At 60.0% G+C, this 12,035-nt stretch carries 9 protein-coding genes and 4 tRNA genes; 11 read left to right on the top strand and 2 right to left on the bottom strand.

What is annotated here, in order from left to right; all coding sequences use genetic code 11:
- The first annotated feature begins 103 nt into the window (after window positions 1-103).
- The 10 genes from H3H39_RS11480 to H3H39_RS11435 all read left to right on the top strand — a co-directional run bounded on the left by H3H39_RS11480 (window position 104) and on the right by H3H39_RS11435 (window position 9,467).
- Window positions 104-190, top strand: a tRNA-Leu gene (locus tag H3H39_RS11480).
- A 35-nt stretch (window positions 191-225) separates the two neighbouring features.
- Window positions 226-1,566 (top strand): trigger factor, encoded by a 1,341-nt coding sequence (tig, locus tag H3H39_RS11475; RefSeq protein ID WP_182153524.1) that lies wholly within the window; start codon window positions 226-228, stop codon window positions 1,564-1,566.
- A gap of 62 nt (window positions 1,567-1,628) precedes the next feature.
- On the top strand, window positions 1,629-2,246 hold the full coding sequence (clpP, locus tag H3H39_RS11470) for an ATP-dependent Clp endopeptidase proteolytic subunit ClpP (protein ID WP_182153523.1): 618 nt from the start codon (window positions 1,629-1,631) through the stop codon (window positions 2,244-2,246).
- A gap of 154 nt (window positions 2,247-2,400) precedes the next feature.
- Complete coding sequence (gene clpX / locus H3H39_RS11465) at window positions 2,401-3,669, top strand: ATP-dependent Clp protease ATP-binding subunit ClpX (protein WP_182153522.1); 1,269 nt, start codon at window positions 2,401-2,403, stop codon at window positions 3,667-3,669.
- 281 nt (window positions 3,670-3,950) lie between these two features.
- Window positions 3,951-6,362 carry an endopeptidase La gene (gene lon, locus H3H39_RS11460; protein ID WP_182153521.1) on the top strand — a complete coding sequence of 804 codons (2,412 nt, stop codon included), beginning with the start codon at window positions 3,951-3,953 and terminating at the stop codon, window positions 6,360-6,362.
- 191 nt (window positions 6,363-6,553) lie between these two features.
- Window positions 6,554-6,841, top strand: coding sequence for an HU family DNA-binding protein (locus H3H39_RS11455; protein ID WP_311196558.1), 288 nt, complete (start codon window positions 6,554-6,556; stop codon window positions 6,839-6,841).
- A 47-nt stretch (window positions 6,842-6,888) separates the two neighbouring features.
- Window positions 6,889-6,964, top strand: a tRNA-Val gene (locus H3H39_RS11450).
- Between the two features lie 25 nt (window positions 6,965-6,989).
- Window positions 6,990-7,066 (top strand) — tRNA-Asp (locus tag H3H39_RS11445).
- A 28-nt stretch (window positions 7,067-7,094) separates the two neighbouring features.
- Window positions 7,095-7,171 (top strand) — tRNA-Asp (locus H3H39_RS11440).
- Window positions 7,172-7,541: 370 nt separating this feature from the next.
- Window positions 7,542-9,467, top strand: a complete 1,926-nt coding sequence (locus H3H39_RS11435) for a SurA N-terminal domain-containing protein (RefSeq protein ID WP_182153519.1) — start codon at window positions 7,542-7,544, stop codon at window positions 9,465-9,467.
- 109 nt (window positions 9,468-9,576) lie between these two features.
- Here H3H39_RS11435 and mnmH read toward each other — a convergent pair whose 3' ends face one another.
- A complete protein-coding gene (mnmH, locus tag H3H39_RS11430; protein WP_182153518.1) occupies window positions 9,577-10,635 on the bottom strand; it encodes a tRNA 2-selenouridine(34) synthase MnmH in 1,059 nt (352 codons plus the stop codon).
- Entirely contained in the window at window positions 10,632-11,288 is a 657-nt protein-coding gene (locus tag H3H39_RS11425) for an arylesterase (protein WP_182153517.1), read from the bottom strand. Before H3H39_RS11425 ends, mnmH begins: the two co-directional genes overlap by 4 nt.
- Here H3H39_RS11425 and H3H39_RS11420 point away from each other — a divergent pair.
- Entirely contained in the window at window positions 11,287-12,015 is a 729-nt protein-coding gene (locus H3H39_RS11420) for an ABC transporter ATP-binding protein (RefSeq protein ID WP_182153516.1), read from the top strand. The two genes, H3H39_RS11425 and H3H39_RS11420, sit on opposite strands and share 2 nt — an antisense overlap.
- Window positions 12,016-12,035: the final 20 nt, after the last annotated feature.

Raw genomic sequence — 12,035 nt, 5'->3', positions numbered from 1 at the left:
ACCCGTTAGAATACCGCGTTGAAGTTGAAAGCTCCCACTGCGAGGCGGGATAGGGCGACCGTTTTCACTTACGGGTCGCCCTTTGCTTTTGTGCAAACATGCCGCGAGGATGGCGAAATTGGTAGACGCACCAGGTTTAGGTCCTGACGCCAGCAATGGTGTGGGGGTTCGAGTCCCCCTCCTCGCACCAACTGTATTCATAAATTTTTTGGACGATTTTTAAACATGGCAACTGCAGTCGAAACCTTGGGCAAACTCGAACGTCGTATCACGATCTCCTTCCCGCTGACTGATGTCCGCACGGAAGTGGAGAAGCGCCTGAAAGTGCAAGCCAAGTCGGCTAAGGCACCTGGCTTCCGTCCGGGCAAAGTTCCTTTGAAAATGGTCGCAGCACAATACGGTTATCAGATCGAAACCGAAGTGCTGAATGATAAAGTGGGCCGCGCGTTCAACGACGCCGCCAACGAAAACAACCTGCGCGTCGCTGGCTACCCACGCATCGAGCCTAAGAACGAAGCGCCGGAAGGCCAGCTGGCCTTCGACGCGACGTTCGAAGTGTACCCGGAAGTGGTGATCGGCGACCTGACCGCCGTGGAAATCGAAACCGTGAAGTCGGAAGTGTCCGACGCCGAAATCGACAAGACCATCGACATCCTGCGCAAGCAGCGCGTGCACTACCACACCAAGGGTGAAGCCGGTGAACACGGCGACGGTGGCGCAGCGATCGCCGCCAACGGCGACCGCGTGACCGTGGACTTCGTCGGCTCGATCGACGGCGTGGAATTCCCAGGCGGCAAGGCTGATGACTACGCCTTCGTGCTGGGTGAAGGCCGCATGCTGCCAGAATTCGAAGCCGCCACCGTCGGCCTGAAAGTGGGCGAAGCCAAGACCTTCCCACTGGCCTTCCCAGAGGACTACCATGGCAAGGACGTGGCCGGCAAGACCGCCTCGTTTACCATCACCCTGAAGAAGCTGGAATGGGCGCACCTGCCGGAAGTGGACGCCGAGTTCGCTAAATCGCTGGGCGTGGCCGATGGCGACGTCGCCAAAATGCGCGACGACATCAAAGTCAACCTGGAACGCGAAGTGGCTGGCCGCATCAAGGCCCGCAACAAGGAAGCCGTGATGGAAACCCTGGTCAAGACCGCCACCCTGGACGTGCCACAGGCACTGATCGCCCAGGACACCGAGCGTCTGGCCGAAATGACCCGTCAGGACATGGCGCAGCGCGGCATGAACGTCAAGGACGTGCCATTCCCACCAGAACTGTTCAAGGACAAGGCTGAGCGTCGCGTACGCCTGGGCCTGATCCTGTCGCAACTGGTCGGCGAGCAGAAGCTGCAAGCGACCCCTGAGCAAGTCAAGGCCCAGGTGGAAGATTTCGCCCAGAGCTACGAAGATCCACGTGAAGTGCTGAAGTACTACTACAGCGATCGTCGTCGTCTGGCGGAAGTGGAAGCTCTTGTATTGGAAGAAAACGTCGTCAACTATGTCCTGGGCCTGTCGAAAACCTCGTCCAAGGCGATCGCCTTCGACGAACTGATGGGAAGCAACGCTCAAGCGTAATTCAGCTCAGGCTGGTCCCCGTGGCCAGCCTGTCTGCTTCACAAGGAAAAGGAATGACTGGAATGAACCGAAATCCGGCGCTGGACACTGAAATGCTCGGCCTGGTGCCGATGGTGGTGGAACAAAGCGGCCGCGGCGAGCGCTCCTACGACATCTACTCGCGCCTGCTCAAGGAACGCGTGGTGTTCATGGTAGGCCCCGTCAACGACCAGATGGCCAACCTGATCGTCGCCCAGTTGCTGTTCCTGGAAAGCGAAAATCCTGACAAGGATATCTCGCTGTACATCAACTCTCCTGGCGGTTCCGTCTCGGCCGGCCTGGCGATCTTCGATACGATGCAGTTCATCAAGCCCGACGTGTCCACGTTGTGCACCGGCATGGCCGCCTCCATGGGCGCCTTCCTGCTGGCCGCCGGCGCCAAGGGCAAGCGTTTTTCGCTGCCGAACTCGCGCATCATGATTCACCAGCCGTCCGGCGGGTCCCAGGGCCAGGCGTCCGACATCGAGATCCAGGCCAAGGAAATTCTCTATTTGCGCCACCGCCTGAACAGTATCCTGGCGGAACGCACGGGCCAGACGATCGAGCAGATCGCCAAGGACACCGACCGCGACCGCTTCCTGTCGGCCGAGGAAGCCACCGAGTACGGGTTGATCGACAAAGTGTTGACCTCCCGCGCTTGATGCGTCCCAAGCGCAATTGCTGAAAAAACGCCCGGACGCTCAAACGTTCGGGCGTTTCGTTTTTATTTCGGGTAGCATGTAGTTGTGGGCGGATTTTTTCCTGCCGCACACAGTAGCACCGGACACAACCTGGTAAACCAAAGAAAACTGCCCCATGTCAGACAAAAAATCCTCCAGCGGCGAAAAATTACTGTACTGCTCGTTTTGCGGCAAGAGCCAGCACGAGGTAAAGAAACTTATCGCCGGCCCGTCCGTCTTCATCTGCGACGAGTGCATTGACTTGTGCAATGACATCATCCGCGACGAAACGTCGGCCATCGAATCGGTCACGGGCGCCAAGTCGGACCTGCCCACGCCGCAAGAAATCAAGGACTTGCTGGACCAGTACGTGATCGGTCAGCAAACGGCCAAGCGCATCCTGTCGGTGGCGGTGTACAACCACTACAAGCGCCTCAAGCACCTGGGCAAGAAAGACGACGTGGAACTGGCCAAGAGCAACATCCTGCTGGTCGGCCCCACCGGCTCCGGCAAGACCCTGCTGGCCCAGACCCTGGCCCGCATGCTCAACGTGCCTTTCGTGATCGCCGACGCCACCACGCTGACGGAAGCGGGTTATGTGGGCGAGGACGTCGAGAATATCATCCAGAAACTGTTGCAAAGTTGCAACTACGATGTGGACAAGGCGCAACGCGGCATCGTCTACATCGATGAGATCGACAAGATTTCCCGCAAGTCCGACAATCCGTCCATCACGCGCGACGTGTCGGGCGAGGGCGTGCAGCAGGCGCTGCTGAAGCTGATCGAAGGCACCATGGCTTCCGTCCCGCCGCAAGGTGGCCGCAAGCACCCGAACCAGGACTTCGTGCAGATCGACACCACCAACATCATGTTCATCTGCGGCGGCGCCTTCGACGGCCTGGCCAAGGTGATTTCCAACCGTTCCGAAAAGAGCGGCATCGGCTTCTCGGCCAGCGTGAAGAGCAAGTCCGAACGTTCGGCCAGCGACGTGCTGCAGGAAGCGGAACCGGAAGACCTGATCAAGTTCGGCCTGATCCCCGAGCTGGTGGGCCGTTTGCCCGTGGTCGCCACGCTGTCGGAACTGACGGAAGAGGCACTGATCCAGATCCTGATCGAGCCGAAAAACGCACTGGTCAAGCAATACTCGAAGCTGCTGGACATGGAAGGGGCGGAGCTGGAAATCCGTCCCGCCGCGCTGCACGCCATCGCCCGCAAGGCGCTGGCCCGCAAGACCGGCGCCCGTGGCCTGCGTTCCATCCTGGAACACGCGCTGCTCGATATCATGTACGAATTGCCGAACCAGCAAAACGTCACCAAGGTGGTGATTGATGAAAATACCATCACCAGCGGCGCCAAACCATTATTAATTTATCAGGAACAGGCAAAAGTTTCTGGCGAAAATTAAATAGACTCAATACCCCGGAGACACAAATGCGAAAAAAGGGTTTCGCATCTCCGGGGCAAGGCGGTACAATTTAAATCAATAAAAGATGCAGGCTTCATTCGAAAAGCCACTCGCGACACCTGCGCCGCGCGTGGCTTTTTTATTTGAACTGTAGACTTTTAGAGCACGGCCTCCAGTTTCCCGGCCAAAAAGTGAACGCCTGGAATTTTTTCTGGACGCTGGTCTTGTGATACGGCCACATTGCGCCCACATCATAAACACGCTTTCACATAAGGTACGCCATGACAACCTCCAAATTAACTGAGCAAACTCAACTGCCGTTATTGCCGTTGCGGGACGTCGTCGTTTTCCCGCATATGGTGATACCGCTGTTCGTAGGACGCCCAAAATCGATCAAGGCGCTGGAAGCGGCCATGGAGCAGGGCAAGAGCATCATGCTTGCCGCGCAAAAAGCCGCTGCCAAAGACGAACCTTCTGCCTCCGATATCTATGAAATCGGCTGCGTGGCCAATATTCTGCAAATGCTGAAACTGCCCGACGGCACCGTCAAGGTGCTGGTGGAAGGCGCTCAGCGTGCGCGCATCAACCGCATCACCGACACCCCGTCGCACTTCGTGGCCGACCTGACGCCGCTCGAATCGGAGCTGGGCGACGAGTCGGAACTGGAAGCCATGCGGCGCGCCATCGTTCAGCAGTTCGACCAGTACGTCAAGCTGAACAAAAAGATTCCACCCGAGATCCTCGCTTCGCTGTCGGGCATCGACGATGCCGGCCGCCTGGCCGACACGGTGGCCGCCCACTTGCCGCTCAAGCTTGAGCAGAAGCAAGTGATCCTGGAAATCTTCAGCGTCTCCAAGCGCCTGGAACACCTGCTGGGCCAGCTCGAAGGCGAGCTCGACATCCTGCAAGTGGAAAAGCGCATCCGTGGCCGCGTCAAGCGCCAGATGGAGAAGTCGCAGCGCGAGTACTACCTGAACGAGCAGGTCAAGGCAATCCAGAAGGAACTGGGCGAAGGCGAGGAGGGCGCCGACCTGGACGAGCTGGAGAAGAAAGTCGCGTCCGCCAAGATGCCGAAGGAAGCGTTGGACAAGGCCACCGCCGAACTGAAAAAACTCAAGCTGATGTCGCCCATGTCGGCCGAGGCGACCGTGGTGCGCAACTACATCGACACCCTGGTCAGCCTGCCATGGAAGAAGAAGTCCAAGGTCAATAACGACCTGAGCAACGCCGAGAAAGTGCTGGAAAGTGACCACTATGGCCTGGAGAAGGTCAAGGAACGCATCCTGGAATACCTCGCGGTGCAACAGCGCGTCGACAAGCTGAAAGCGCCTATCCTGTGCTTCGTTGGTCCTCCGGGCGTGGGTAAGACTTCGCTGGGCCAGTCGATCGCACGCGCCACGAACCGCAAGTTCGTGCGCATGGCGCTGGGCGGCGTGCGTGACGAGGCCGAGATCCGTGGCCACCGCCGTACCTACATCGGCTCCATGCCGGGCAAGATTTTGCAATCGCTGGCCAAGGTCGGCGTGCGCAACCCCTTGTTCCTGCTGGACGAGGTCGACAAGATGGGTGCGGACTTCCGCGGCGATCCGTCGTCGGCCCTGCTGGAGGTGCTCGATCCGGAACAGAACCATACGTTCTCCGACCACTACATCGAAGTCGATTTCGACCTGTCCGATGTGATGTTCGTGGCGACGTCGAACTCGTACAACATCCCGCCGGCCCTGCTGGACCGGATGGAAGTGATTCGCCTGTCCGGTTACACGGAAGACGAGAAGACCAGCATCGCGCAGCGCTACCTGCTGCCCAAGCAGATCAAGAACAACGGTCTGAAGGATGAGGAAATCTCGGTGGCCGAGTCGGCCCTGCGCGACATCATCCGTTACTACACGCGGGAAGCGGGCGTGCGTTCGCTGGAGCGCGAAGTGTCGAAGATCTGCCGCAAGGTGGTCAAGATGCTGCTGCTCAAGAAGTCGGACAAGAAAGTGGCCGTCACCAGCAAAAACCTGGACAAGTTCCTCGGTGTGCGCCGCTACGACTTCGGCGTGGCCGAGAAAGAGAACCAGATCGGCCAGGTGGTGGGTCTGGCATGGACGGAAGTGGGCGGCGACCTGCTGACCATCGAAGCCGTGCAGATGCCAGGCAAGGGCAACGTGATCCGCACCGGTACGCTGGGCGACGTGATGAAGGAATCGATCGAGGCGGCCCGCACCGTGGTGCGCAGCCGGGCGGCACGGCTGGGTATCAAGGCCGAGCTGTTCGAGAAGAGCGACATCCACATCCACGTGCCGGAAGGCGCCACGCCCAAGGACGGTCCGTCCGCCGGCGCGGCCATGACGGTGGCCATGGTGTCGGTGTTCACGGGCATCCCTGTCCGGGCCGATGTGGCGATGACGGGCGAGATCACCTTGCGCGGCGAAGTGTTGCCAATCGGCGGCTTGAAAGAGAAGCTGTTGGCAGCCCAGCGCGGTGGCATCAAGACCGTGCTGATCCCTGAGCAGAACGTCAAGGATCTGGCCGATATTCCGGACAATGTGAAAAACAAGCTGGAAATCGTGCCCGTGCGCTGGATCGATAAAGTGCTGGAAATCGCCCTGGAACGCATGCCGGAAGCACTGGTGGAAACGGCTGCCGTGGAAGCGGTGGCGGCTGCGGCAGCCAAGGCGGATGGCCAGACGGAAGTAGTAAAACATTAACTTTCTGTGTCCCGCAATGAACAAACAAGCGCCCGCGAGGCGCTTGTTTGTTATTTAAGTCCTTATTCCTGGCTTAAAGCCTTGACATAAAGCGAGTGCGGCTTGTTTAATACGGCCTGAGATTTTTCTCAGCCGCGTTTAGCGCGCCATTTGAATGGCGATTAAATAGCGGTGCAACGATATAAACCTTTGTGACGGGGAAGCTAGTGAATAAGACTGAATTGATCGACCATATTGCCCAATCCGCCGATATTTCGAAAGCGGCTGCGGCGCGCGCACTCGATGCGGTGATCGACGGTGTAACGACAACCTTGCAAAAGAACGACAGCGTCACCCTGGTCGGCTTTGGCACTTTCTCCGTGAGCGAACGCGCCGCCCGTACCGGCCGCAATCCGCGCACCAAGGAAGAAATCACCATCGACGCAGCAAAAGTTCCTAAATTTAAAGCTGGCAAAGCTTTGAAAGATGCTGTAAACTAACGGACTTCGGTGAGTGGACGCTCACCGATTTGTTTGTGCATGATGTGGGGCGCTTAGCTCAGTTGGTAGAGCGGAGCCCTTACAAGGCTTAGGTCGGGAGTTCGAGCCTCTCAGCGCCCACCACAGTCAGGCAGTACCAGCATTTGCAGGAGCGGTAGTTCAGTTGGTTAGAATACCGGCCTGTCACGCCGGGGGTCGCGGGTTCGAGTCCCGTCCGCTCCGCCAGCAAATGCGAAATTAAATGTCTAACCCAGGAGCGGTAGTTCAGTTGGTTAGAATACCGGCCTGTCACGCCGGGGGTCGCGGGTTCGAGTCCCGTCCGCTCCGCCAGAACAAGATACCCCGCAGCCGTTATCGGCTGCGGGGTTTTTCTTTTTCCGCGCCGATGATTGCTCATTTAAACTTCACCTGTTTTTATCGGGCCGTTGCCGCGCTGTTGCTAGGCCATGCGCGGCAGGCCACCGTGTGGCTTATGTTGCAATTGATTTACTCTTGCTATCGACTGAGGCTCACTGTAAAATCGCGTGATACCGATTTATTCGGCAGGTTTTTCGTTCACTGTGCCGTATAACTCGTTGAATTTAAAGGCGAAGTTGGCCGGAGCAAGTCGCTCCCACCACCACGCCCGACATAGAAGAGGCGAACGGGAGTTCGCCTTTTTTTGTATGTGCACGTTCCACTCAATCCGAATTGGCTGACCATGTTTGAATTTATACGCACCCATCAACGCTTGATGCAGTTCTTCCTGATGCTGCTCATCATTCCGTCTTTCGCGCTGGTCGGTATCAGCGGCTACAAGAGCTTTGGTGACGACGCCAACACGATCGCCAAGATCGACGGCCGCGCGCTGACCCAGCAAGAGTTCGATTCGGCCCTGCGCAACCAGCTGGAGAGCTATCGCCAGCGCCTGGGCGCCCAGTTCGACCAGAAGATGTTCGATACGCCTGAATTCAAGCAAAACATCCTGGACCAGATGATCGCCGAGCGGGCCCTGAGCGCGGAAGTGGCGCGTGGCCACCTGACTGTGACCGACGCGGCCCTGCAAAAGGCGATCCTGGAAGTGTTCGGTGGCGAAGGCAAGTTCGACATGGAGCGCTACAAGGCCATCCTGGCCGCGCAAGGCATGACGCCGGCCATGAACGACCAGCGCATGCGCCGTGACATGGCCTTCCAGCAGCTGAGCGGCGCCATCCAGAACACCGGCTTCGCACCACGCTCGGTGACCAAGATCGTGTCCGACATCGGCGCGCAAGAGCGCGAAGTGCAGGAACTGGTGCTGCCCATCAGCGAATTCGCAGCCCAGGTCAAGGTCACGGACGACATGGTCAAGGCCTTCTACGACAAAAACGCCAAGATGTTCGAACTGCCTGAGCAGGCCAAGATCGAATACGTGGTCTTCAACAGTGACGCTGTGATGTCGCAAGTGAGCGTGAGCGACGCCGACGTCGCCGCCTACTACGCGCAGAACCAGCAGCGCTACACGAGCGGCGAAACCCGCCGTGCCAGCCACATCCTGGTGGCCGTGAAGAAGGATGCCAGCGCCGCCGACAAGGCCGCCGCCAAGGCCAAGGCCGAAGCCATCCTGGCTGAAGTGCGCAAGGCGCCCGCCGATTTCGCCAAGATCGCCAAGGCCAAGTCGGAAGACCCGGGTTCGGCACAGCAAGGCGGCGACCTGGACGTGATCGAAAAAGGCACCATGGTCAAGCCCGTGGAAGACGCCATCTACAAGCTCAAACAGGGCGAGATCAGCGACGTGGTGGCGTCCGAATTCGGTTACCACATCCTGACCGTGACCGCGCTCAAGCCGGCCACCGTCAAGCCGCTGGACGAAGTGAAGAACGACGTCGCCGCCGAACTGAAGAAGCAGAAAGCGGCCAAGAAGTATTCCGAATTGGCGGAAGCGTTCACCAACACCGTGTACGAGCAGGCGGAAAGCCTGAAGCCGGTGGCCGACAAGCTGGGCCTGAAGATCGAAACGGCCGCCAACATCTCGCGCCTGCCATCGCCGGCTGCCGCCAATGCGCCATACAACAACGCCAAGTTCCTGGCCGCGCTGTTCACCAACGACTCGCTGCAGAACAAGCGCAACACGGAAGCGGTGGAAGTGGCGCCGAGCACCCTGATCGCCGGCCGCATCGTCGAATTCAAGCCGGCCGCCAAGCGTCCGCTGGCCGAAGTGGATGCTGCCATCCGTCAACGCGTGACGATGGAAGAAGCGCTGAAACTGGCCAAGAAGACGGGCGGCGACAAGCTGGCCGCTCTCCAGAAGTCAGGTGACGCGACCGGCTTTGGCGCCGCCAAGCTGGTATCGCGTGCCAAGGCGGACGGCATCAACGGCATGGCCATGGGCCAGATCATGCGTGCCGACACGAGCAAACTGCCAGCGTACGTGGGCGTGGAATTGCCGGGCATGGGTTATGGCATCTACCGCATCGGCAAGGTGCAGCAGCCTGCTCAGCAGGATGAAGCGCGCCGCAAGACTGAGGCTGACCAGATCGCCAACATCGTTTCGCAGCAGGAGATGTTTGATTACGTGGAAGCGCTGAAGCAGAAGGCCAAGGTGAAGATCGTCAAGCCGCTGGCCGTCGCCAGCAGCGCCGCGAAGACGGACGCCGACGCCAAGTAAGTTCAGCAACGCCAAAAAACAAAAGCCGCATTCAGCGGCTTTTGTTTTTTGATTCGGCAGGTTCAATTCGGGACGTAACACAATTCTTGTGTGTTACGTCCCGAATTCTTTAAGCGCTCGCCTGCAGGTGGCGGGCGGCGGCCAGGAAGGCGGCGGGGGAGATATCGTCCAGTTCCAGCACCTGCGCCTGGTCGAACTGGACGAAATTGCGGTCGATGGAGCGCAGGTAGGCAGGGTCGTAGTGCTCGGCCAACAGCTCCTCCACCAGTAGCTCCATCTGGCCGGTATTGGCCAGTTCGTGCCAGCGCTTGATCTTCTCGTGGCCGTGCAGGCTGACCAGGCAATCGAGTTGCGCGTTCAGCGTGGCCGGGTCTTGCGTGAAGTGGGCGTAGTCCTCCATCAGCAGCCGCACCCGGTTGGCGCGCGACAGCGTGAGCGAGATGCAGGGCGAGCCGCGCATGGTATCCATCAGCGCGGCCGGCACCCGCAGCTGGCCGACCTTCTTGCTTTCCGATTCCACGAACACGGGCCGGGCCGGATCGAACTTGCGCAGCCGGTCCCAGATCATCGTCTCGAAGGCTTTCTGGCTGGGTTGCGGGTGGCTGGGCAGGTTGCCCAGCACGGAGCCGCGGTGGGCGGCCAGCTGCTCCAGGTCCAGCACTTGCGCGCCGTCGGCATGCAGCACTTCCAGCAGGCGGCTCTTGCCGCTGCCCGTGGTGCCGCAGATCACGCGGAACGACAGGGCGGGGGCTTGTTCCAGCGCGCCGTTCACGTAGTTGCGATAAGCCTTGTAGCCGCCGTCCAGTTGCACCACAGGCCAGCCTATCTTGGCCAGGATGTGGGCCATGGAGCCGCTGCGGTTGCCGCCGCGCCAGCAGTAGACCAGCGGCTTCCACTCGCGCGGCTTATCCAGGAACTGCGCTTCGATGTGCTGCGCGATGTTGCGCGCCACCAGGGCCGCGCCCACTTTCTTGGCCTCGAATGAGTTGACCTGCTTGTACATGGTGCCGACCTTGATGCGCTGTTCGTCATCCAGCACCGGGCAGTTGATGGCGCCGGGCAGGTGGTCGAGCGCGAATTCGGACGGGCTGCGCACGTCGATGATGGTGTCAAACTGGTCCAGCCGGGGCAGTGCATCTTCAAAGCGCAGCAGTTCAGGGTACTTCATCGTGTCTTGAGTATTTTCTGTAGAGAGGGCCAGATATTGGCCAGGATGGTGGGATGGGCCTCGGCCGTCGGATGCAGGCGGTCGGCCTGGAACAACTGGGGCTTGTCGGCCACGCCTTCCAGCATGAAGGGCACCAGCGGCGCCTTGATCTCCTTGCTCAGCGTGCCGTACATGGCGTAGAACTGGTCGGCGTACTGGCGGCCATAGTTGGGCGGCATGCGCATCCCCACCAGCAGCACGCGGGCCTTCGCCTCGTGCGCGGCGCTGGCCATGGCGCGCAGATTGGCTTCGGCGGCGGCCACCGGCAAGCCGCGCAGGCCGTCGTTGGCGCCCAGTTCGATGACGATCACTTCCGGGTGATACTTTTCCAGCAGCGCCGGCAAGCGGGTGCGGCCGCCGCTGGTCGTCTCGCCGCTCACGCTGGCATTGACGATGTCGGCGGCGAGCTTCTGTTCCTTGATCTTTTGCTCGGCCAGGGCCACCCAGCCGCTGCCCCGGCTCAAGCCATATTCGGCTGACAGGCTGTCGCCGAGCACGAGGATGGTTTTTGGTGCAGAATAGGCGCTCGCGGTGGCGCACAGCAAGAGCAGGGCGGCGAACGCCTGCCGGTATGGCCTTCCAGTGTCACGACATTTTCTTAACAAGTTCAGCATGCCCGATCTTCCAACGACGCCTTCCATTCAATTGACTCCCACCCCGGCCAACGCCGCCGGGGCGACGGCCGCCATCGATGTGGCGGGTCTGACCAAGCGGGTGGCGGACGCCGGCGGTGAGCTGACGATATTGCACCAAGTGGATTTTACCGTGCAAAGGGCGGAGACGCTCGCTATTGTAGGCGCTTCAGGCTCCGGCAAGTCCACTTTGCTGGGATTGCTGGCCGGCCTCGATACGCCCAGCGGTGGCCGGGTGCTGCTCGATGGCGTCGATATCTACGCGCTCGATGAAGACGGCCGTGCCGCGCTGCGCATGGAAAAACTGGGTTTCGTGTTCCAGTCGTTCCAGTTGCTGCCCCATTTGACGGCGCTGGAGAACGTGATGCTGCCGCTGGAGCTACGTGGCGAATCGGGCGCGAAAGACAGGGCCCAGGCCATGTTGCGCCGGGTGGGGCTGGGCGAGCGCCTGCGCCACTATCCCAAATATCTGTCCGGCGGCGAGCAGCAGCGGGTGGCGCTGGCACGGGCGTTTGTCACGGAGCCGCCGCTGCTGCTGGCCGACGAACCTACTGGCAGTCTCGATGCGGCCACCGGCGAGGCCGTGATCCAGCTGATGTTCGAGCTTAATCGCGAACATGGCTCCACCCTGGTGCTGGTCACGCACGATGCCACCATCGCTGCGCGTTGCGGTCGCGTGATCACGATCGCGGCGGGCCGGCTGGTATAACAGCGGCGAACCTTCCGCCG

It is taken from the genome of Rugamonas apoptosis (assembly GCF_014042355.1).
Taxonomy (GTDB): Bacteria; Pseudomonadota; Gammaproteobacteria; order Burkholderiales; family Burkholderiaceae_D; genus Rugamonas; species Rugamonas apoptosis.
This window is presented reverse-complemented; position numbering and strand designations above follow the sequence as displayed.

What these genes read in the sequence shown, in the direction of transcription:
- tig (WP_182153524.1), top strand. Translation starts at nt 226, where the DNA reads ATGGCAACTGCAGTCGAAACCTTGGGCAAACTCGAACGTCGTATCACG.
- clpP (WP_182153523.1), top strand. Translation starts at nt 1,629, where the DNA reads ATGAACCGAAATCCGGCGCTGGACACTGAAATGCTCGGCCTGGTGCCG.
- clpX (WP_182153522.1), top strand. Translation starts at nt 2,401, where the DNA reads ATGTCAGACAAAAAATCCTCCAGCGGCGAAAAATTACTGTACTGCTCG.
- lon (WP_182153521.1), top strand. Translation starts at nt 3,951, where the DNA reads ATGACAACCTCCAAATTAACTGAGCAAACTCAACTGCCGTTATTGCCG.
- H3H39_RS11435 (WP_182153519.1), top strand. Translation starts at nt 7,542, where the DNA reads ATGTTTGAATTTATACGCACCCATCAACGCTTGATGCAGTTCTTCCTG.
- mnmH (WP_182153518.1), bottom strand. Translation starts at nt 10,635, where the DNA reads ATGAAGTACCCTGAACTGCTGCGCTTTGAAGATGCACTGCCCCGGCTG.
- H3H39_RS11420 (WP_182153516.1), top strand. Translation starts at nt 11,287, where the DNA reads ATGCCCGATCTTCCAACGACGCCTTCCATTCAATTGACTCCCACCCCG.
- H3H39_RS11425 (WP_182153517.1), bottom strand. Translation starts at nt 11,288, where the DNA reads ATGCTGAACTTGTTAAGAAAATGTCGTGACACTGGAAGGCCATACCGG.